Source organism: Streptomyces sp. NPDC033180 (genome assembly GCF_055577645.1).
In genome coordinates this window covers 238,513-258,166 of sequence record NZ_JBVIPU010000005.1, presented here as the reverse complement: position 1 = coordinate 258,166, position 19,654 = coordinate 238,513, and the positions used below count along the sequence as shown (strand labels likewise).

The window sequence follows — 19,654 nt, the reverse complement described above, 5'->3', positions numbered from 1 at the left end:
GAGACGTGCCCCGAGCGGGCGGACCGTGACCGTGCCCGCCTGCACGGTGCCGGGCAGAATGGCGGGGTGAGCACCACCCCGCCGACCACCCCGCGCCCCCGGCTTCCGTCCCCGCTCCTAGAGCTCCAGGACGACCGGTTCGCGCGGCACGGCGTCACCCTCGCACTCAAGCGGGACGACCTGATCCACCCGGACCTCCCGGGCAACAAGTACCGCAAGCTCTTCCTGAACCTGGACGCCGCCGTCGCGGCGGGGCACACGGCCCTGCTGACCTTCGGCGGCGCCTACTCCAACCACCTCAGGGCGACCGCCGCGGCGGGCCGCCTCCTCGGCATGGACACCATCGGCGTGGTCCGCGGCGACGAACTCACGGGCCGCCCCCTGAACCCGTCGCTGGCGCACTGCGCGGCCGACGGAATGCGCCTGCACTTCATCGACCGGGCGACGTACCGCAGGAAGACCGATCCTGAAGTCCTGGCCGCCCTCCTGCACGCGACAGGCGCCGAAGACCCCTACGTCATCCCCGAAGGGGGCAGCAACTCCCTGGCCGTACAAGGCTGCATGGCCCTGGGCGAGGAGCTGCGCGGCCGCACCGACACGGCGGCCGTGGCCTGCGGCACCGGCGGCACCCTGGCCGGCATGGCCGCGGGCCTCGCCCCGCACCAGCGCGCGCTCGGCATACCGGTACTCAAGGGCGGCTTCCTCGGCCCCGAGATACAGGCACTGCAGCAGCTGGCCTTCGGCTCCCCCACCGCCAACTGGCGCCTGGACGAGCGCTTCCACTTCGGTGGCTACGCCCGCACATCCCCTGAACTCACCGCGTTCGCGCACGACTTCGAGGACCGGCACGGCCTCCCCGTGGAGCGCGTCTATGTGGCCAAGCTCCTCTACGCGCTGACAGCCCTCTCCGAAGAGGGCGCGTTTCCCCCCGGCAGCAACGTCACGGCCGTGATCACCGCCACGGACCCGGTGCCGCCCACGGCTCAGTCCTCGACCTCCCGGTAGGCCGCCGCCTCCTCCAGGTCCAGCTTCCGCAGCAGCGTCCGCATCATCTCGTCGTCGATGCGCCGCTCGTCCCGCATCGTCACGAACACCTCCCGCTCCGCGGCGATCGCCTCCCGGGCGAGCCTGCGGTAGGTGTCGTCGGCGGACTCCCCCGTCACCGGGTTGGACTGACCGAGCCGCTCCCACACGGAGTTGCGGCGCCGTTCGAGGACGGTGCGCAGACGGTCCTGGAGGGGCTCTGGGAGCCGATTGCGCTCGTCCCGCATGAGTTCGTCCACCCGCCGCTCCGCGGCCTGCGAGGCGGCGTTCTGCGCCTGCGCCTCCGCGAGCGTCTCCGCCTGCGTGTCACGCCCCGGAAGTCTCAGGACCCGGATCAGCCACGGCAGCGAGAGCCCCTGCACGACCAATGTGCCGATCACCGTGGTGAAGGTCAGGAACAGGACGAGGTTGCGTGCGGGGAACGGCTCCCCGTCGTCCATGACGAGCGGGATCGAGAAGGCGATCGCCAGCGACACCACTCCGCGCATCCCGGCCCAGCTGACGATCAGCGGCCGCCGCCAGTCCATGTCGGACTCCCGCTCCTTGATGCGCGTCGACAGGATCCGCGGCAGATAGGTCGCCGGGTACGACCACGCGAAGCGCACGAGGACGACGAAGAAGAAGACCCCCAGCGCGTACCAGGCCGCCTGGAGCCCGCTGTACTCGCCGAGCCCCTTGAGCACGACCGGCAGTTGCAGGCCGATGAGCGCGAAGACCGCCGACTCCAGGATGAACGCCACCACCTTCCACACGGCGGCCTCCTGGAGCCGCGTCTCGAAGTCGACCTCCCAGGAGCGGTGCCCGAGGAACAGGGCGACGACGACCACGGCGAGCACTCCGGAAGCACCGACCTGCTCCGCGGCCGCGTACGCGACGAAAGGGATGAGCAAGGAGAGGGTGTTCTGCAGCATCGCCTCCTTCATGTGCCTGCGCAGCCAGTGGATCGGCACCATGAGGATCAGCCCGACACCGACCCCGCCGACCGCGGCCACCAGGAACTCCCTGACCCCGCCGCCCCAGCTCGCGCCCTCACCGACCGCCGCGGCGAGCGCGACCTTGAAGGCGGTGATCGCGGTCGCGTCGTTCACCAGCGACTCGCCCTGCAGGATCGTGGTGATCCGCGACGGCAACCCCACCTTCCGCGCGATGGCCGTGGCCGCCACCGCGTCCGGCGGCGCGATCACCGCGCCGAGGACCAGCGCGGCGGTCAGCGGCAGATCGGGGATCAGCAGATACGCGAGATAGCCGACGGCCAGGGTCGCGAACAGCGTGTACCCGACCGAGAGCAGTGCCACGGGTCTGACGTTGGCGCGCAGATCGAGGTACGAGCTCTCCAGGGCCGCGGTGTGCAGCAAGGGCGGCAGGATCAGCGGCAGCACGATGTGCGGGTCCAGGTGGTAGTCCGGAACCCCGGGCACGTACGCGGCGACGAGCCCCACCGCGACGAGCAGCAGCGGCGCGGGCACCGGGGTCCGGCGCGCGGCTCCGGCCACCGCGGCACTCGCCGCGATCAGTGCCACCAGGGGCAGTACGTCCATCGGTCAGGCCCTCCGCGATACGCGATCCCGTCGTAACCTGGCAATCATGAACGAGTGCCCGCATGTGGCAGCGCTGCCGCACCCCGAGCCCGCGCCGCTGAGCGAGACCTGTCCGGAGTGCCTCGCGGTCGGCAGTCACCCGGTGCAACTGCGGCTCTGTCTGGACTGCGGCCATGTGGGCTGCTGCGACTCCTCGCCCTTCCGGCACGCGACGGCACACTTCAAGGACACCGGGCACGCGGTGATGAGGACCTTCGAACCGGGTGAGAGCTGGCGTTGGTGCTTCGTGGACGGTTCGATCGTCTGAGGCCTGGGTACGTCAACCCGACGCCCGTACTCTCCAATTGGGACCGCGCGACCCCTAGCCACTCTCCGTACCCTTAGGCTTACTATGAGTGACAGCAACGGAGCGGGGTCCCCGGGACACGGAACTGGGGAGCGCGGTAGCGTCACCGCATAACTACGTGGTGCGTTACCCGTGTGACGCAGTCCGGACCGCCGGTGGACGGCGGACCTGGAGCCCCGAAAGTGCTTGTACCACCTTGGAGGTGAGGGTGTCCCAGATCGCAGGCGAGCCCGGGAATCAGGACTTCGTCGAGGTCCGCCTTCCGGCTGCGGGTGCCTACCTGTCGGTGCTGCGTACGGCCACGGCCGGTCTCGCGGCGCGTTTGGACTTCACTCTCGACGAGATCGAGGACCTCCGCATCGCGGTCGACGAGGCCTGCGCGATCCTGCTCCAGCAGGCCGTGCCCGGTTCGGTGCTCAGCTGCGTCTTCCGGCTCGTCGACGACTCCCTGGAGGTGACCGTCTCGGCGCCGACCACCGACGGCCGGGCCCCGGAGCGGGACACCTTCGCCTGGACAGTGCTGTCCGCCCTCGCGGGTCAGGTCGACTCCTCCGTGGCCGAGGACAACACCGTCTCGATCAGTCTCTACAAGAAGCGCGGCGCGGGACCCGGGCCGGCGTGAGGGGCGGGGAGGGGCCGGTGCGGGACGAAGAGCGCGGCACACGGGGTCTGCCCGGTGGCCGGGGAGGGACGCCGACGAGGGGGCGCGAGGCCCCCGCGGAGCCGGCGCTCACCGGCATCCCCGAGCAGCAGGCCAGGCCGCACCCCGAGGACCCGGAGCAGCCGGGTCCGTCGACTGTGGCTGACGCGTCGGAGCAGGCAGAGCCGACCGCCCAGGAGGAGCGCGCAAAGCCCTCCGTCCGGGGCGGCGCGCAACGGGCGGGATACATGAGCGAACACGGTGAGCAGCAGCACACCCGGCACGATCCGCAGGACCGCAGCGGCGCACGCGCGATGTTCATCGAGCTGCGCGAGCTGAAGGACGGCAGTCCCGAGTACGCGGACCTGCGCAACAAGCTGGTCCGCATGCACCTGCCGCTTGTCGAGCATCTGGCCCGCCGCTTCCGCAACCGCGGCGAGCCCCTTGACGACCTGACGCAGGTCGCCACGATCGGTCTGATCAAGTCCGTGGACCGATTCGACCCGGAGCGCGGCGTGGAGTTCTCCACGTACGCGACGCCCACGGTCGTCGGTGAGATCAAGCGTCACTTCCGCGACAAGGGCTGGGCGGTCCGGGTCCCGCGGCGTCTCCAGGAGCTCAGGCTCGCCCTGACCACGGCGACGGCCGAGCTGTCCCAGCTGCACGGCCGCTCGCCCACGGTGCACGAGCTCGCCGAGAAGCTGGGCATCTCCGAGGAGGAGGTCCTGGAGGGCCTGGAGTCGGCCAACGCCTACTCCACGCTGTCCCTGGACGTCCCGGACACGGACGACGAGTCCCCGGCGGTCGCGGACACCCTGGGCTCGGAGGACGAGGCCCTGGAGGGCGTCGAGTACAGGGAATCCCTCAAACCGCTCCTGGAAGACCTTCCACCGCGCGAGAAGCGCATCCTGCTGCTGCGGTTCTTCGGCAACATGACGCAGTCGCAGATCGCCCAGGAAGTCGGCATCTCCCAGATGCACGTCTCCCGGCTTCTCGCCCGCACGCTCGCGCAGCTGCGCGAGAAGCTCCTCGTGGAGGAGTGACGAAGGAGCAGACCGCCCCTCCTGGTCTGCTCCTTCGGAAGGTCTGTCTCGTTCAGAAGACCGGTCTCGCGCGGGACGGCTACTTCACGTCGTCCTGTACGTTCCCCGGGCCCTTGATGCCGAGTGCCTCGGTCGTGGCCGGGTTGACCAGCAGGACGAGCGCGGCCACCGCGACGGCGGCGAGCGCGATCCCGGCCGGGATCGCCATGCTGTCGGCCTGCAGCAGCTGCCAGGCCACCGGAAGCGCCATGATCTGCGTGATGATGGCGGGCCCCCGGCTCCAGCTGCGGCGGCGCAGGAGGCCGCGGGCGGCGATCAGGGGCAGGAGCGCGAGGACGATCAGCGTGATGCCGCCCGTCGTGGCTTGTTCCGGGTTGTCGGGGTCACCCGCGAGGCCCATCACGAGCATGTAGACACCGGCGACGATGAGTGCGACGCCCTCCAGCGCGGCAAGGGCCGCGGCGGCCGTCAGACGGCCGGGACGCGGGCCTGATTCCGGGGCTTCGGGGGTGGGGTTCCGCTGTGTACTCACCCTTGCAGGGTAGCTGTGCGTGTCCGCGCTCCGGCCTCCGGTCCGCCCCCTCGGTCTAGGCCGGTTCATGACCCCTAGGTACTCTGCTTCGCATGCGTGCACTCCTTGTGGTCAACCCGGCGGCAACCACCACCAGCGCGCGCACGCGTGACGTACTGATCCACGCGCTGGCGAGCGAGATGAAACTCGAAGCGGTCACCACGGAGTACCGCGGCCACGCCCGGGACCTCGGCAGACAGGCCGCGGAGAGCAAGGACATCGAACTGGTCGTCGCCCTCGGCGGGGACGGAACGGTCAACGAGGTCGTCAACGGCCTGCTGCACAACGGCCCCGACCCGGCCCGTCTGCCGCGCCTGGCCGTCGTCCCCGGCGGCTCCACCAACGTCTTCGCACGCGCCCTCGGTCTGCCCAACGACGCCGTGGAGGCGACCGGCGCACTGCTCGACGCACTGCGTGAGGGAAGTGAACGGACAGTGAGCCTGGGCCAGGTGTCGGGGACCCCCGGCACGGAGGACGAAGCCGTGCCCGCGCGCTGGTTCACGTTCGCCGCCGGATTCGGTTTCGACGCCGGAGTGGTGGGACGTGTCGAACAACAGAGGGAGCGCGGGAAACGGTCCACCCATGCGCTGTATTTGCGCCAGGTGTTCCGTCAGTTCCTCGACGAGCCGCACCGCAGGCACGGAATGATCACCCTGGAACGGGCCGGCGAGGACCCGGTGACCGACCTCGTGCTCTCCATAGTCTGCAATACCTCTCCCTACACCTACCTGGGCAATCGCCCGATGTACGCGTCCCCCCAGGCCTCCTTCGACACGGGCCTGGATGTGCTCGGTCTGAGCAGGCTCTCGACCTCGGCGGTGGCCCGGTACGGCACCCAGCTCCTGACGTCGACGCCGGATCGCGGACCTCACGGCAAGCACGCGGTTACGCTCCATGACCTCACCGACTTCACCTTGCATTCGAAGGTCCCGCTCCCCCTCCAGATGGACGGTGACCACCTGGGGCTGCGCACGAGCGTGACGTTCACAGGCGTACGCCGTGCACTGCGTGTGATTGTGTGAGTAGAAGGGCCCAAAGTCCTTTCACTCGAACGTTTAGGCCAGGGTCCACCCCATGGAAGTACGGCTGTGACCCAGCCGACACTGAGGAATCAAAAAAAACTTGCCGGAAGGGGTTGTATCCGCCGCCGAGGTTTGCGAATCTCTACATGGCGATCGGGACGGCCCGCAACATCGGCCCCACAGAAAGCCAGAACCCCCTCCTCAACGCATAGGACATCGTCGCGTATGTGACGAACGTCCCTTCCGTCGTCGAGGGATTCGTGAAAGCGTTCACATTCACAAGCAACCTGCATGTAATACCAAGGAGAGGTAGCAGCCATGGACTGGCGTCACAACGCCGTTTGCCGCGAGGAAGACCCCGAGCTCTTCTTCCCCATCGGCAACACCGGTCCTGCGCTGCTGCAGATCGAGGAAGCCAAGGCCGTCTGCCGCCGCTGCCCCGTCATGGAGCAGTGCCTGCAGTGGGCGCTCGAGTCCGGCCAGGACTCCGGCGTCTGGGGTGGCCTCAGCGAGGACGAGCGCCGCGCAATGAAGCGCCGCGCCGCTCGCAACCGTGCACGCCAGGCCAGCGCCTGACGCTCACGCCCCCCACGAGCCTGAGCCCGGCGGCGCGTACAGCGAGTACGCATCTCCCGCCCCCGAGCCGCAGCCGCGCAGTACCCCCGATGCGCAACGCAACGTGAGCAGTGAGCCCCGGACCACTTCGGTCCGGGGCTCACTGCTTTGCGTATGCGCTGCTTTCGTACGTGAGTGCGCTACTTGTCGGCGCTCACCGGGATGTCCAGGACGACCTGCGTGCCGCGCTCCGGGGCCCGCACCATGTCGAACGTGCCGCCCATCTCGCCCTCGACCAGGGTGCGGACGATCTGAAGGCCGAGGTTGCCCGAGCGGTGTGGATCGAAGCCGTCGGGCAGGCCGACGCCGTCGTCCTGGACGGTGATGAGGAGTCGGGCGTCCTTGCTGGTGCCGCCGCGCACGGCCGAGACCTCTACCGTGCCGGTGTCCCCTTCCTGGAAGCCGTGCTCCAGGGCGTTCTGCAGAACCTCCGTGAGGACCATCGACAGCGGGGTCGCGACCTCGGCGTCCAGGATGCCGAAGCGTCCGGTGCGCCGGCCGGTGACCTTGCCGGGCGAGATCTCGGCGACCATCGCGAGGACGCGGTCGGCGATCTCGTCGAACTCCACGCGCTCGTCCAGGTTCTGGGACAGCGTCTCGTGCACGATGGCGATGGAGCCCACGCGGCGTACGGCCTCTTCGAGGGCTTCGCGGCCGGGGGCGGAGTCGATGCGGCGGGCTTGGAGGCGCAGGAGCGCGGCGACCGTCTGGAGGTTGTTCTTCACCCGGTGGTGGATCTCCCGGATGGTCGCGTCCTTGGTGATCAACTCCCGCTCGCGACGGCGCAGTTCAGTGACGTCGCGGAGCAGGACGAGCGAGCCGATGCGCGGGCCCTTGGGCTTGAGCGGGATCGCCCGGAGCTGGATCACTCCATCGCCGCCCTCGATCTCGAACTCGCGGGGCGCCCAGCCGCTGGCGACCTTGGCGAGTGCCTCGTCCACCGGGCCGCGGGACGGGGCGAGTTCGGCGGTCGCCGTGCCGAGGTGGTGGCCGACCAGGTCGGCGGCGAGGCCGAGTCGGTGGTAGGCAGAGAGCGCGTTCGGCGACGCGTACTGGACGATGCCGTCGGCGTCGAGCCGGAGCAGACCGTCGCCCACGCGCGGGGACGCGTCCATGTCGACCTGCTGGCCTGGAAACGGGAAGGACCCCGCGGCGATCATCTGGGCCAGGTCGGACGCCGACTGGAGGTAGGTCAGCTCGAGACGCGAGGGAGTGCGCACCGTGAGCAGGTTCGTGTTGCGGGCGATGACCCCAAGAACGCGTCCTTCCCTGCGTACGGGGATGGATTCGACCCGCACCGGGACCTCTTCGCGCCACTCGGGGTCGCCCTCGCGCACGATGCGGCCCTCGTCCAGGGCGGCGTCGAGCAGCGGGCGGCGGCCGCGCGGGACGAGGTGGCCGACCATGTCGTCCTGGTAGGAGGTGGGTCCGGTGTTGGGCCGCATCTGCGCCACGGAGACATAGCGGGTGCCGTCACGGGTGGGGACCCACAGCACCAGGTCGGCGAAGGAGAGGTCGGAGAGCAGCTGCCACTCCGAGACCAGCAGATGCAGCCACTCGAGATCGGAGTCACCGAGAGCGGTGTGCTGGCGTACGAGGTCGTTCATGGAGGGCACGTGTGCGAGCGTACCTGGCACGTCCGGCGGGCCCGCTCCGGGAGATTCCCGACGAGCCGCGGCGCCAGGGCGGGACCCTCAACCCACCCACGGCACCGCAGCCCTTCAGGAACACCGACCACCGGAATGTGCGGTACCGGACGGCCGATCGGAGGATCCGACACGGTCAGGGCAGAGAGTGCCGGTTCCTCGGTCCGCCCTCCTGTGCGGGAAGGGCGGATGCTTTACCAACGCATTGTGGACTAGACCATTCACTTGTGTCCATGCGTCGGCAGATGTTTGTTGTTGTCTCTTTCTTCACTTGCCGCTCAGCGGACTTATACCTCGGGCCAGGCCCGCATGGCCAGCTCGGCGACCGCTTCAAGATCCTGTCGGCTCGCGCCGTCGCGGGACTGCTGGGACATGCCCTGCAGCATGGCGCCGGTATAGCGGGCCAGGGCGGGGGCGTCGGTCTCCGGGGGAAGCTCGCCCGCGGCGACGGCGGCCTTGATGCGGGACTCGATGGAGCTGACGTTGGCGTTGCGCCGCTCGCGCAGGCCGGCCTCGATCTCCGGTGTCGTGCAGTTCGTCGCAGCGCAGATGACCAGGCAACCGTGCGGGTGCCCGGCTTCCGTGTACTTGTCGGCGGCCTCGTACAGCATGCGCGCGACTCCGCCGCGGACGGTCGGCTCCTCGGCGAACGCGCGCTCGCCGAAGGAGCCGTGCGTCTGCCCGTACAGCAGCACGACCTCCTCGAACAGTGACTGCTTGTCACCAAAGGCCGCGTACATGCTGGGGGCGCCGATGCCCATGGCGCGGGTGAGATCCGTGACCGATGTCGCCTCGTACCCCTGTTCCCAGAAGGTGCGCAGGGCCTGCTCCAGCGCGGTCTCGCGGTCGAAGGAGCGGGGGCGTCCGCGTTGTTTCGTCGCCATGGAGTGAATTGTATAGCGGCCGCTAGAAAAACGGCGCGGCATCCGCTACGGTTCTTTCTGTAACGACCACTAGAGAAACAGGGGGCGGCTCTCATGAGTGCGCTTGCAGGGAAGCTCGCAGGGAAGACGGCACTGGTCACGGGTGGCAGCCGGGGCATCGGGCGGGGCATCGCCGAGCGTCTTGGGCGGGACGGCGCGCGGGTCGCCGTGCACTACGGCAGCAATGAGGTCGCGGCGAAGGAGACGGTCGCGGCGATCGAGGCCGCGGGCGGCTCCGCCTTCACGATCGGCACGGAGTTGGGTGTTCCCGGCGACGCCCAAGCCCTCTGGACCGAGTTCGACCGGCATGCCGACGGCCTGGACATCCTGGTGAACAACGCGGGCATCGGGCTCTACAGCCACGTGGGAGAGGTCCAGGAGGCGGAGTACGACCGGGTGTTCGCGGTCAATGTGAAAGCACCGTTCTTCATCATTCAAAAGGGCCTCGACCGACTGCGCGACGGCGGCCGGATCATCAACATCTCCTCGGGCGTCACCCGCATCGCCTTCCCGATCACGATCGGGTACTCGATGACGAAGGGAGCACTGAACGTCCTGACGCACACCCTGGCCCAGGACCTGGGTCCGCGCGGGATCACGGTCAACGCGGTGGCGCCGGGGATCATCGAGACGGAGATGATGGACGGGCTTCCAAAGGAGCAGCGCGGCGAGATGGCCGGGTACTCGACCTTCGACCGCATAGGCCGGCCCGCCGACGTGGCGGACATCGTCGCCTTCGTCGCCTCGGACGACGCGCGGTGGATCACCGGTCAGTACATCGACGCGACGGGAGGCTCCGCACTCGGGGTGTGAGCGCGGACGTCTGCGGCCCGGCGCCGGAGAGGCGTCGCGGGGCGTCGGCCGCTCGGGGCGTGGCCTGCCCGACGGGCGGGGGCGGGCCGGAGAGCCGAGCATGGAATGCGGGAACTTGAAGCCCGGGAACCCGGGGCCCGGGCGGGCCAGCTCTGCTAGATTGGTCTATACCACATAGTCCAGTAGTTCCCCGTGGGTCCTCTCTCCGGGCCCGTGAGCCCCTCTCCAGATCGGCAGGCCCAGCGTGGAAGTTGTCATCGTCCCGGACGCCAAGGCAGGCGGCGAGCTCATCGCGGAGGCCATGGCCGCCTTGGTGCGCCGTAAGCCTGACGCCCTGCTCGGTGTCGCCACCGGATCCACCCCACTGCCCATCTACGAAGCCCTGGCGGCCAAGGTCGGCTCCGGTGCCGTGGATGCGTCGCGGGCGCGGATCTGCCAGCTCGACGAGTACGTGGGACTGCCCGCCGGGCATCCCGAGTCCTATCGCTCCGTGGTGCTGCGCGAGGTCGTCGAGCCGCTGGGGCTCAGCGAGAAGTCCTTCATGGGGCCCGACGGCAGCGCGCAGGACGTACAGGCGGCGTGCGAGGCGTACGACCAGGCGCTCGCGGACGCCGGGGGTGTGGACCTCCAACTGCTCGGGATCGGCACGGACGGGCACATCGGGTTCAACGAACCGTGCTCCTCGCTCGCCTCGCGTACGCGGATCAAGACGCTGACGGAGCAGACGCGGGTGGACAACGCGCGCTTCTTCGACGGGGACATCGAGCAGGTGCCGCACCACGTGATCACTCAGGGGATCGGGACGATCCTCGAAGCGCGGCATCTGGTGCTGCTGGCCACCGGCGAGGGCAAGGCGGACGCGGTCGCCGCGACGGTGGAGGGCCCTGTCGCCGCGGTTGTTCCGGCTTCGGCTCTGCAGTTGCATCGGCACGCGACGGTCGTCGTGGACGAGGCGGCTGCCTCCAAGCTGAAGCTCGGGGAGTACTTCCGGGCCACGTATGCGGCGAAGCCTGCCTGGCAAGGGCTTTGAGCGGGCCCCTGGGCCTCATGCGAAAGGTGCCGGGTGCCCCTCTGTCGGGGGCGCCCGGCACCTTTTTGCCTGTAGCCCACCTGCTGGTGCGTCGGGGCTGATCGCGCAGTTCCCCGCGCCCCTTACGGGGCGCCCGTGATCACCTCTGCCGCCGCCAGGCCGCAGACCCTCGCCGCCCCATGGGTGGCGATGTGGAGGGAGCCTGTCGGCGTGGACTGGGGGACGCCCATCTCGACCACGATCGTGTCGGGGCGAGCGGTCAGCAGGGTGTGCAGTGCCTCCGTCATCCACGCGTGGCGGTGGGCATCGCGGACGACGGCCACCACGCGCCGCTCCCCCGCCTCCGCGAGGGCGAGCGCGCCCGCGTCCGCGCCCGTGAAGCTGCCCGTTTCCGTGCCAGGGAGCAGCCGTTCGAGCTCCGCGGCCACGCCCCACGGCGTCTCGTCGCCCACCGCGATGTTGGCCATCGGCGTGAACGCGGCGACGAACGGAGCTTCGGTGAGCGGGGCCGCGTAGGTCTCGCCCCGGGTGACCGTCAGGGCGCGGCGGGCCGCGACCAGGCCGATTTCGGTGCCGGGCACGCCCCCCGAACGATCGGCCGCGCCCGACACCGAAGTCCAATGGGCCAGGGCCCGTACCCGCGTGGCCGCGTCGGCGAGGCGCTCCTCGCAGAGCTCGCCCGCGCGCACCGCCCCGACCAGCGCGTCGCGCAGGCGCAGGACCGTGTCGTCGTCCGCGAGGCCGCCGCCCACGCAGATCGCGTCGGCACCCGCGGCGATGGCGAGGACGCTGCCGCGCTCGATTCCGTACGTGGCGGAGATGGCCTGCATCTCCATGCCGTCCGTGACGATCAGGCCGTCGTAGTTCAGTTCCTCGCGCAGGATGCCCGTCAGGATGCGGCGCGAGAGCGTCGCCGGGTACTCCGCGTCCAGAGAGGGGACGAGGATGTGCGCGCTCATCACCGCGCGCGTGCCCGCGGCGATCGCGGCCCGGAACGGCGCGAGGTCACGCGCCCGGAGCATCTCGGGGTCCACCCCGATGCGCGGCACGTCATGGTGCGAGTCGACCGCGGTGTCGCCGTGCCCCGGGAAGTGCTTGGTGCAGGCGGCGACGCCGGAGGACTGCAGCCCCTCGACGTAGGCGGCGGTGTGCCGGGCCACCAGGAGCGGGTCGGCGCCGAAGGAGCGTACGCCGATGACGGGGTTGTCCGGGTTGGAGTTGACGTCGGCGGAGGGCGCCCAGTTGAGGTTGACGCCGCAGGCGGCGAGCCGGCGGCCCAGCTCGGCGGCCACATCACGGGTCAGCGCCGTGTCGTCGACCGCGCCGAGCGCGTGGTTGCCGGGAAAGGAGGATCCGGAGCGGACCTCCAGGCGGGTCACGTCACCGCCCTCCTCGTCGATGGCGACCAGGACGTCGTCGCGCTCGGCACGCAACTGGGCCGTCAGTGCGGCCAGTTGTTCGGGCGAGGCGATGTTGCGGCCGAACAGGCCGACCGATGCGAGGCCCTCACCGATCCTGCGGAGCAGCCAGTCCGGCGCGCTGGTTCCTACGAAGCCGGGCTGCAGGACGGTCAGGGCGTCGCGGGTCAGAGTGTCGGTGGGGCTGGTGAGTGTCGTCATATGGCGTGTTATCCCTTCACGGCACCGTCGGTCAGACCGCTGACGGCCCTGCGCTGCAGGAAGACGAAGAGGACGAGGATCGGGATGGCGAAGAGCGAGGCGGCGGCCATGGTGGCACCCCAGTCGTCGCCGAAGGCGGTCTGGAAACTGGACAGCCACACCGGCAGCGTCTTGGCCTCCGCCTCCTTGTTGAGGACAAGGACGAGCGGGAATTCGTTCCACGCGGTGATGAAGCCGAAGAGCGAGGTCGACATCAGGCCCGGCGCGAGCAGCGGCAGGATCACCCGGCGGAACGCCTGCATACGGGTGCAGCCGTCGACCATGGCGGACTCCTCCAGCTCCCTGGGCACGGCGGCGACGAAGCCGCGCAGCGTGAGGAGGGTGAAGGGCAGGATCATCACCATGTAGAACAGGGTCAGCGGGATCAGGCTGTTCAGCATGTCGGCGTCGCGCACGATCATGTAGATCGCGATGACCATGACCTCCCACGGGGCCATTTGCGCGAGCATGAAACCGATGATGAAGCCGCGGCGCCCCTTGAAGCGCATACGGGCGAGGGCGAACGCCGCGGTCACGCCGATGATGAGCGAGAAGACGACCGCGAGGACCGTGACAGTGAGGGAGTTGCCGACCATGGTCCAGAAGTGGTCGGCGTTCATCGCCTTCTTGAAGTGCTCCAGCGTGACGTCGGTCGGGATCCAGACCGGGTCCTCGGCGATGATGTCGCCGCTCGGCTTGAAGGCCGTCGCGAACATCCAGTACACGGGGAAGACGCAGAGGACGAAGATGACGACAGCTGTCAGGTTGGGCCACAGACGGCCCATCAGCGAGCGCTTCACAGCTCGTCCTCCTCTTGCTTGAGCACGATCCGCAGGTAGAACGATGTGATGGCCAGCAGGATGACGATGGTGAGCAGCGCGATCGCGGCGCCCATGCCGAAGTGCTGGTTGCCCATGCCCTCGATGTAGGCGTAGACGGGAAGGATCTCGGTGAGCCGGTCGGGTCCGCCCTCGTTGATCGTGAAGACCTGTACGAACGCCTTGAAGACCCAGATGATCTCCAGGAACGTCGTGGCGTAGAGGAAGGGCCGCAGATACGGCAGCGTGACCTGGGTGAACTGCTTCCAGGCGCCGGCGCCGTCCAGGGCCGCGGCCTCGTACAGCTCGTTGGGAATGGTGGTAGTGGCGGCGTACAGGTTGATCGCCACGAAGGGGATGGACATCCAGACGATCAGCAGCAGCACGACGAAGAAGGTCGAGTACTGCGTGGCCAGCCAGTCGTGTTCGGCCATCGACTCGAAGCCGATCTTGGCGAGCACCCAGTTGACGACGCCGAAGCGCTGCGCGAACAGCCACTGGTAGACCGTGCTCGCGGCGACGACGGGCATCGCCCAGGCGAGCACGAGGCCGACCAGGAGGAACGTGCGCATCTTCCGGCCGAGCCGGGCGAGCAGTAGTCCGACCAGCGTGCCGAGGATCATGATCAGCACGACGTTGACGGCGGTAAAGGCGACCGAGCGGCCGGTGACCCGCCAGAAGTCCTCGCCGGTGAGGACCTCCTTGTAGTTGTCGAACCCGTTCCACTCCGTGAGGTGCAGGATGAACTGCCTCATGTTGAGGTTCTGGAACGACAAAATCCCGTTGTTGACCAGCGGCCAGCCGAGGAGCAGCAGGGTGACCGCGACCGCGGGAAGCAGGAGCAGGTAGGGGGCGAGCGACCGGGCCCGCTCGCGGGGCTTGCCGGGATCAGCCGGCCGTCCGTCCGTTTTCACGACGTCCGTCGGGCCGGAGGGCGGCCGTTCGGTCTGCACGGTCATGCTCGCCATCTCTTTCGTGGGCATCGCGGAACGCAGCGCTGCGCCGGGGCACCGGGCCCGGGGGTGATGACACCCCGGGCCCGAAGGCCCCGGCAGGAGCGCGTCCTTACTGCTTCTGCGCCAGACGCTTGTTGAGCTCGCCCTCGACCTGCTTGGCGGCATCGGCAGGCGACTTACCGTTGAGCACCGCGGACATGTAGTTCTTGATCGGGTTCGGCGGGTTCTCCACCGCGCCCCACTCCGGGATCAGCGGGGTGATGCCGCCGCCGGGGGTGGCGGGCGTCATGGCCTTGGCGGCCGGGTTGCCCGCGAGGGAGGACTCGAGGGACTCCTTGTTCGGGATGACGCCGCCTTCCTTGGCGAACTGACCCTCGAACTTGTCGGACAGCGCGATCTTCAGGAACTCCTTGGCGAGCTCCTGCTTCTTGCTGGTCGCGGCGATGGCGAGGTTGGAGCCGCCGAGGAAGACACCCTCGGGCTTCTCGGCCGTGACGCCCGGGATCGTGAAGTAGCCGATGTCCTTCGCGATCTTCTTGTCCGCCTTGATGGCCAGGTCGGCCTCCCACGGCATGCCGATGAAGGTGCCGGTCTTGCCCTTGCCGAAGACCTCGCCCTGCTGCGGCGTGGCCTCGTCCTTGTTCTTGGGGGCCTTGGAGAGCTTCGCGAACTCCTGGTACGTCTTCATGGCCTTGCCGACCTTCGGGTCGCCCAGGTTGGAGACGTACTTGTCGCCGTCCTTCTTGACCAGCTCGACGCCCTCACCGATGGTCAGGCCGACGAAGTGGTACCAGAACTGTCCCGGCATGTAGATCGGTTCGGCGTCGGTCCTCGCGCCGATCTGCTTGAGGTCCTTGAGGAACTCTTCGCGGGTCTTGGGGGTGTCCTTGATGCCGGCGTCGGCCCAGATCTTCTTGTTGTAGACCACGACGCGGTTGAGGACGAACCACGGGGCGGCGTACTGCTTGCCGTCGATGACCGAGGCCTTGTTCATCGACTCGGTCCAGTCGGCGCCGATCGACTCCTTGAGGTCGCCGAGCTCGGCGAGCCCGCCGGTCTTGGCGTACGCGGCGGTCTGGGTGTTGCCGATCTCGAAGACGTCCGGCGGGTTCTCCTCGGAGAGGGCGGTGGTCAGCTTCTGCTGAATGCCGTTCCACTGCTGGACTTCGAACTTCAGCTTCGCGCCGGTCTTCTTCTCGAACGCAGCCGTGACGTCCTTCTGCCACTTGTCCGGCGTGGAGCCGTCCATCGCCCAGAGCGTCAGGGTCTCCCCCTTGAAGCTGTCGGCTCCCCCGGCCTTCTTGTCGTCGTCGCTGCCACAGGCCGCGATCGAGACCAACATGCCCGCGACACCGATGGCCGCTATGAGCTTGCGCTTCACGTCACCCTCCTCAAGGGATGCCAGTCAACCCCCCACCCGCAGCGACCAATAGGACCGAGATCTGCCCGTGGGACTGGAACCTGGTCTTTAATGGTGTAGACCAGTACGGGGAGCTTGGCCTAGACCTTTAGGGGTGTCAAGGGTGTATAAGAAGGGCTGTCAGGTCCGTTATCGGACCGACACCTGAGCGGGCACGGTGTGCCCGGCCCGGTACGTGCCACGATGTGAGCCGCGACAGACGGAGGAGCCGGTGACGGCAGCAGGAAGGCGGGCCATGGGCACCGAGGCGGGGAGTACGGAAACCGAGGCGGGTGCGTCCCCGGCCGCGGAGACCGGCACGGCGGCGACCGTCGGCCGTACCGCGCGCGTGCCCAAGTACTACCGCCTGAAGCGGCACTTGCTCGACATGACCGAGACGCTGCCGCCCGGCACCCCGGTCCCGCCGGAGCGCACGCTGGCCGCCGAGTTCGACACCTCGCGCACGACGGTGCGCCAGGCCCTGCAGGAGCTGGTCGTCGAGGGCCGCCTGGAGCGGATCCAGGGCAAGGGCACCTTCGTGGCCAAGCCGAAGGTCTCCCAGGCCCTCCAACTCACCTCGTACACCGAGGACATGAGGGCCCAGGGCCTCGAACCCACCTCGCAGCTCCTGGACATCGGCTACATCACCGCCGACGACACCCTCGCCGGACTGCTCGACATCAGTACAGGCGGCCGGGTGCTCAGGATCGAGCGGCTCCGCCTGGCCAACGGCGAGGCCATGGCCATCGAGACGACACACCTCTCGGCCAAGCGCTTCCCGGCCCTGCGCCGCTCCCTGGTGAAGTACACCTCGCTCTACACCGCACTCGCCGAGGTGTACGACGTCCACCTCGCGGAGGCCGAGGAGACCATCGAGACCTCCCTCGCCACGCCGCGCGAGGCCGGCCTGCTCGGCACGGACGTGGGTCTGCCGATGCTGCTCCTGTCGCGGCACTCCCTGGACGGCGGCGGCCAGCCGGTGGAATGGGTCCGTTCGGTGTACCGCGGCGACCGCTACAAGTTCGTGGCACGCCTCAAGCGCCCCACGGAGTAACCGGCAGCTCGGCGCACCGACCCTCTTCCGGGGTCTGGCGCAGATCACCGTGCTGCTCTACGTTCCTCCCGTCATCGCATGATGAACGGGAGGACGACCCGGTGCGCACAGCCAATCCCCGAACCATCGTCATCTGGTCCCTCGTCGCGCTGGTGGGCGCCGCGGGCTGGACCGTGCTCGCGCTCTCGCGGGACGAGGAGGTGTCGGCCGCCTGGATGGTGGCCGCGGCCCTCGGCTCGTACGCCATCGCCTATCGCTTCTACTCCAAGTTCATCGTCCATCGCGTCCTGAAGGTCGACAAGAAGCGGGCCACTCCGGCGGAGCGACTGGACAACGGCATCGACTTCCACCCGACCGACCGCCGTGTCCTGCTCGGCCACCACTTCGCGGCGATCGCGGGCGCGGGCCCCCTGGTGGGGCCCGTACTGGCCGCGCAGATGGGGTACTTGCCGGGCACGATCTGGATCATCGTCGGCGTGATCTTCGCGGGCGCCGTGCAGGACATGGTCGTCCTCTTCTTCTCCACACGGCGTGACGGGAAGTCGCTCGGCCAGATGGCGCGCGAGGAGATCGGCCCCTTCGGCGGGGCCGCCGCGCTGCTCGCCGCGTTCGCCATCATGATCGTCCTGCTCGGGGTGCTCGCGCTCGTCGTCGTGAACGCGCTCGCGGACTCCCCCTGGGGCACCTTCTCCATCGCGATGACCATTCCGATCGCGCTCTTCATGGGCTTCTACCTGCGAATCCTGCGCCCCGGCCGGGTCAGCGAGGTCTCCCTCATCGGGATCACGCTGCTTCTCGTCGCACTGGTCGCCGGGCGCTGGGTCGCCGAGTCGTCCCTGGCTCAGACGTTCACGCTCGCGCCCTCGACGCTGGTCATCTGGCTGGTGGCGTACGGGTTCATCGCCTCGATCCTGCCGGTGTGGATGCTGCTCGCGCCGCGCGACTACCTCTCCACGTTCATGAAGGTCGGCACGATCCTGCTGCTCGCGCTCGGCGTCGTCATCACGCTGCCGACGCTGAAGATGGACCCGGTGACCGACTTCGCCTCGCGCGGCGACGGGCCCGTCTTCGCGGGATCGCTCTTCCCGTTCGTCTTCATCACCATCGCCTGCGGGGCCCTGTCCGGCTTCCACGCGCTGATCTCGTCGGGCACCACGCCGAAGATGGTCCAGAAGGAGACGCAGATCCGGATGATCGGCTACGGCTCCATGCTGATGGAGTCGTCGGTCGCGGTCATGGCGCTCATCGCGGCGAGCATCATCGACCCGGGGCTCTACTTCGCCATGAACGCGCCCGCCGGCGTCATCGGGGACAACGTCCAGGCGGCGAGCCAGGCGGTCGCGGGCTTCGGGTACTCCATCTCCCCCGAGGATCTCGCGCAGGCCGCCAAGAACGTCGAGGAGTCCTCGCTGCTCTCGCGCACCGGCGGGGCGCCCACGCTCGCGGTCGGTGTCTCCGAGATCTTCTCGAAGGTCACCGGCGGCTCCCTGAAGGCGTTCTGGTACCACTTCGCGATCATGTTTGAGGCGCTGTTCATCCTGACCGCGCTCGACGCGGGTACGCGCGTGGGCCGCTTCATGCTGCAGGACATGCTCGGGAACGTCTACAAGCCCTTCAAGAGGGTCAGTTGGAAGCCCGGACTCATCATCACGAGCGCGATCGTCACCGGCCTGTGGGGATACTTCCTCTGGGTGGGCGTGCACGAGCCGCTCGGCGGGATCAACCAGCTCTTCCCGATCTTCGGCATCTCCAACCAGCTCCTGGCCGCGGTCGCGCTCGCCGTCTGCACGACGCTCCTGGTGAAGTCGGGGCGCCTCAAGTGGGCCTGGATCACCGGCGTTCCACTCGCCTGGGACGCGACGGTGACGCTCACGGCGAGCTGGCAGAAGGTGTTCTCAAGCGATCCGCGCGTCGGCTTCTTCAAGCAGCGCTCGATCTACCAGGACGCCATCGACGACGGAAAGGTCCTGCCGCCCGCCAAGTCCATGGACGACATGCACACCGTCGTCACCAACTCCGCGGTGGACGGCGTCCTTTCGGCTGTGCTCGCCCTGCTCATCGTCATCGTGATCGCGGACGCGGCCCGTATCTGCGTGAAGCACATCCGCGACCCCCGGTCGTCGAAGCTGAGCGAGGCCGAGTACGTGGAGTCGAAGCTCACCGCTCCGGCCGGGCTCATCGCGACACCGGAGGAGAAGGCCGAGCTGGCGGCGGCGAAGGCCAGGTCTTCCGACGACGCGCAGGTCTCGTCATGACGTGGGTGCTGCGCGGGCTGCGCTGGGTGCGCTGGTACGCACGGGAGTTGACCGACGAGTCCGCGTACGACCGCTATGTCGCGCACAAGCGGAAGACGCATCCCGGGGCATCCGTGCCCTCCCGGAGGGAGTTCGAGCGTATGCGGACGGATCAGCAGGAGTCGGACCCCAGGCGGGGGTTCCGCTGCTGCTGAGCATCCGCCGTTCCCGTACTGAGCAGGCACATTGATGTGTCCCGTATCCGTCCGCTATCCGGACGGGGGTTCCATAGATCAATCCTCTC

Annotated in this window: 19 protein-coding genes; 11 read left to right on the top strand and 8 right to left on the bottom strand. The window is 68.7% G+C overall.

Translation table 11 applies throughout. The features are described from left to right. Nucleotides 1-66 precede the first annotated feature (66 nt). On the top strand, nucleotides 67-1,005 hold the full coding sequence (locus ACZ5WE_RS17695; protein WP_467688937.1) for a 1-aminocyclopropane-1-carboxylate deaminase/D-cysteine desulfhydrase: 939 nt from the start codon (nucleotides 67-69) through the stop codon (nucleotides 1,003-1,005). Here ACZ5WE_RS17695 and ACZ5WE_RS17690 read toward each other — a convergent pair. After that, nucleotides 984-2,582: a Na+/H+ antiporter gene (locus ACZ5WE_RS17690; RefSeq protein ID WP_467688935.1), complete on the bottom strand. Its 1,599-nt coding sequence runs from the start codon at nucleotides 2,580-2,582 to the stop codon at nucleotides 984-986. The two genes, ACZ5WE_RS17695 and ACZ5WE_RS17690, sit on opposite strands and share 22 nt — an antisense overlap. Before the next feature lie 46 nt (nucleotides 2,583-2,628). Between ACZ5WE_RS17690 and ACZ5WE_RS17685 the strand changes: the two genes are divergently transcribed. The 3 genes from ACZ5WE_RS17685 to ACZ5WE_RS17675 all read left to right on the top strand — a co-directional run bounded on the left by ACZ5WE_RS17685 (nucleotide 2,629) and on the right by ACZ5WE_RS17675 (nucleotide 4,611). After that, nucleotides 2,629-2,889, top strand: coding sequence for a UBP-type zinc finger domain-containing protein (locus ACZ5WE_RS17685; protein ID WP_467688934.1), 261 nt, complete (start codon nucleotides 2,629-2,631; stop codon nucleotides 2,887-2,889). 247 nt (nucleotides 2,890-3,136) lie between these two features. After that, nucleotides 3,137-3,550 carry an ATP-binding protein gene (locus ACZ5WE_RS17680; protein WP_135332116.1) on the top strand — a complete coding sequence of 138 codons (414 nt, stop codon included), beginning with the start codon at nucleotides 3,137-3,139 and terminating at the stop codon, nucleotides 3,548-3,550. Nucleotides 3,551-3,567: 17 nt separating this feature from the next. Then, entirely contained in the window at nucleotides 3,568-4,611 is a 1,044-nt protein-coding gene (locus ACZ5WE_RS17675; protein ID WP_467688933.1) for an RNA polymerase sigma factor SigF, read from the top strand. Between the two features lie 79 nt (nucleotides 4,612-4,690). Here ACZ5WE_RS17675 and ACZ5WE_RS17670 read toward each other — a convergent pair whose 3' ends face one another. Then, the gene (locus ACZ5WE_RS17670) at nucleotides 4,691-5,212 is read right to left on the bottom strand and encodes a hypothetical protein (protein WP_467688932.1); all 522 of its coding nucleotides are present in this window, start codon (nucleotides 5,210-5,212) and stop codon (nucleotides 4,691-4,693) included. A gap of 23 nt (nucleotides 5,213-5,235) precedes the next feature. Here ACZ5WE_RS17670 and ACZ5WE_RS17665 point away from each other — a divergent pair, with 23 nt between their 5' ends. Further along, complete coding sequence (locus ACZ5WE_RS17665) at nucleotides 5,236-6,204, top strand: diacylglycerol/lipid kinase family protein (protein ID WP_467688930.1); 969 nt, start codon at nucleotides 5,236-5,238, stop codon at nucleotides 6,202-6,204. A 318-nt stretch (nucleotides 6,205-6,522) separates the two neighbouring features. Beyond that, nucleotides 6,523-6,780: a WhiB family transcriptional regulator gene (locus ACZ5WE_RS17660; protein WP_016639615.1), complete on the top strand. Its 258-nt coding sequence runs from the start codon at nucleotides 6,523-6,525 to the stop codon at nucleotides 6,778-6,780. Nucleotides 6,781-6,959: 179 nt separating this feature from the next. Here the strand turns inward: ACZ5WE_RS17660 and ACZ5WE_RS17655 are convergent, their stop codons facing one another. Together ACZ5WE_RS17655 and ACZ5WE_RS17650 are read right to left on the bottom strand one after the other, a co-directional pair. Further along, on the bottom strand, nucleotides 6,960-8,426 hold the full coding sequence (locus ACZ5WE_RS17655) for a sensor histidine kinase (RefSeq protein WP_467689215.1): 1,467 nt from the start codon (nucleotides 8,424-8,426) through the stop codon (nucleotides 6,960-6,962). A 326-nt stretch (nucleotides 8,427-8,752) separates the two neighbouring features. After that, nucleotides 8,753-9,349 (bottom strand): TetR/AcrR family transcriptional regulator, encoded by a 597-nt coding sequence (locus tag ACZ5WE_RS17650; protein ID WP_467688929.1) that lies wholly within the window; start codon nucleotides 9,347-9,349, stop codon nucleotides 8,753-8,755. A 93-nt stretch (nucleotides 9,350-9,442) separates the two neighbouring features. On the opposite strand from ACZ5WE_RS17650, the gene ACZ5WE_RS17645 reads away from it, so the two are divergent. Continuing rightward, complete coding sequence (locus tag ACZ5WE_RS17645; RefSeq protein ID WP_467688927.1) at nucleotides 9,443-10,201, top strand: SDR family oxidoreductase; 759 nt, start codon at nucleotides 9,443-9,445, stop codon at nucleotides 10,199-10,201. 244 nt (nucleotides 10,202-10,445) lie between these two features. Further along, entirely contained in the window at nucleotides 10,446-11,231 is a 786-nt protein-coding gene (gene nagB / locus ACZ5WE_RS17640; protein ID WP_344530135.1) for a glucosamine-6-phosphate deaminase, read from the top strand. Between the two features lie 122 nt (nucleotides 11,232-11,353). On the opposite strand, the gene ACZ5WE_RS17635 is transcribed toward nagB, so the two are convergent. The 4 genes from ACZ5WE_RS17635 to ACZ5WE_RS17620 form a co-directional block, all read right to left on the bottom strand. After that, nucleotides 11,354-12,850 carry a glycoside hydrolase family 3 protein gene (locus tag ACZ5WE_RS17635; RefSeq protein ID WP_467688925.1) on the bottom strand — a complete coding sequence of 499 codons (1,497 nt, stop codon included), beginning with the start codon at nucleotides 12,848-12,850 and terminating at the stop codon, nucleotides 11,354-11,356. 8 nt (nucleotides 12,851-12,858) lie between these two features. Beyond that, nucleotides 12,859-13,689: a carbohydrate ABC transporter permease gene (locus tag ACZ5WE_RS17630; protein ID WP_467688923.1), complete on the bottom strand. Its 831-nt coding sequence runs from the start codon at nucleotides 13,687-13,689 to the stop codon at nucleotides 12,859-12,861. Beyond that, nucleotides 13,686-14,666 carry a carbohydrate ABC transporter permease gene (locus ACZ5WE_RS17625; RefSeq protein ID WP_467688921.1) on the bottom strand — a complete coding sequence of 327 codons (981 nt, stop codon included), beginning with the start codon at nucleotides 14,664-14,666 and terminating at the stop codon, nucleotides 13,686-13,688. Before ACZ5WE_RS17625 ends, ACZ5WE_RS17630 begins: the two co-directional genes overlap by 4 nt. Before the next feature lie 106 nt (nucleotides 14,667-14,772). Then, nucleotides 14,773-16,044 carry an extracellular solute-binding protein gene (locus ACZ5WE_RS17620; RefSeq protein WP_467688919.1) on the bottom strand — a complete coding sequence of 424 codons (1,272 nt, stop codon included), beginning with the start codon at nucleotides 16,042-16,044 and terminating at the stop codon, nucleotides 14,773-14,775. A gap of 274 nt (nucleotides 16,045-16,318) precedes the next feature. Here ACZ5WE_RS17620 and ACZ5WE_RS17615 point away from each other — a divergent pair, with 274 nt between their 5' ends. From ACZ5WE_RS17615 to ACZ5WE_RS17605, 3 genes are all read left to right on the top strand, one after another. Beyond that, on the top strand, nucleotides 16,319-17,116 hold the full coding sequence (locus ACZ5WE_RS17615; protein ID WP_467689213.1) for a GntR family transcriptional regulator: 798 nt from the start codon (nucleotides 16,319-16,321) through the stop codon (nucleotides 17,114-17,116). 101 nt (nucleotides 17,117-17,217) lie between these two features. Next, nucleotides 17,218-19,371: a carbon starvation CstA family protein gene (locus ACZ5WE_RS17610; protein ID WP_467688917.1), complete on the top strand. Its 2,154-nt coding sequence runs from the start codon at nucleotides 17,218-17,220 to the stop codon at nucleotides 19,369-19,371. Continuing rightward, nucleotides 19,368-19,565 carry a YbdD/YjiX family protein gene (locus tag ACZ5WE_RS17605; RefSeq protein ID WP_467688915.1) on the top strand — a complete coding sequence of 66 codons (198 nt, stop codon included), beginning with the start codon at nucleotides 19,368-19,370 and terminating at the stop codon, nucleotides 19,563-19,565. The genes ACZ5WE_RS17610 and ACZ5WE_RS17605 overlap by 4 nt, the downstream gene beginning before the upstream one ends. Nucleotides 19,566-19,654 lie beyond the last annotated feature (89 nt).

Excerpts from the sequence above, each read along its gene's own strand:
- ACZ5WE_RS17690 (WP_467688935.1), bottom strand. The coding sequence starts at position 2,582 with ATGGACGTACTGCCCCTGGTGGCACTGATCGCGGCGAGTGCCGCGGTG.
- ACZ5WE_RS17685 (WP_467688934.1), top strand. The coding sequence starts at position 2,629 with ATGAACGAGTGCCCGCATGTGGCAGCGCTGCCGCACCCCGAGCCCGCG.
- ACZ5WE_RS17670 (WP_467688932.1), bottom strand. The coding sequence starts at position 5,212 with ATGAACCGGCCTAGACCGAGGGGGCGGACCGGAGGCCGGAGCGCGGAC.
- ACZ5WE_RS17665 (WP_467688930.1), top strand. The coding sequence starts at position 5,236 with ATGCGTGCACTCCTTGTGGTCAACCCGGCGGCAACCACCACCAGCGCG.
- ACZ5WE_RS17660 (WP_016639615.1), top strand. The coding sequence starts at position 6,523 with ATGGACTGGCGTCACAACGCCGTTTGCCGCGAGGAAGACCCCGAGCTC.
- ACZ5WE_RS17655 (WP_467689215.1), bottom strand. The coding sequence starts at position 8,426 with ATGAACGACCTCGTACGCCAGCACACCGCTCTCGGTGACTCCGATCTC.
- ACZ5WE_RS17650 (WP_467688929.1), bottom strand. The coding sequence starts at position 9,349 with ATGGCGACGAAACAACGCGGACGCCCCCGCTCCTTCGACCGCGAGACC.
- ACZ5WE_RS17645 (WP_467688927.1), top strand. The coding sequence starts at position 9,443 with ATGAGTGCGCTTGCAGGGAAGCTCGCAGGGAAGACGGCACTGGTCACG.
- ACZ5WE_RS17635 (WP_467688925.1), bottom strand. The coding sequence starts at position 12,850 with ATGACGACACTCACCAGCCCCACCGACACTCTGACCCGCGACGCCCTG.
- ACZ5WE_RS17625 (WP_467688921.1), bottom strand. The coding sequence starts at position 14,666 with ATGACCGTGCAGACCGAACGGCCGCCCTCCGGCCCGACGGACGTCGTG.
- ACZ5WE_RS17615 (WP_467689213.1), top strand. The coding sequence starts at position 16,319 with ATGGGCACCGAGGCGGGGAGTACGGAAACCGAGGCGGGTGCGTCCCCG.
- ACZ5WE_RS17605 (WP_467688915.1), top strand. The coding sequence starts at position 19,368 with ATGACGTGGGTGCTGCGCGGGCTGCGCTGGGTGCGCTGGTACGCACGG.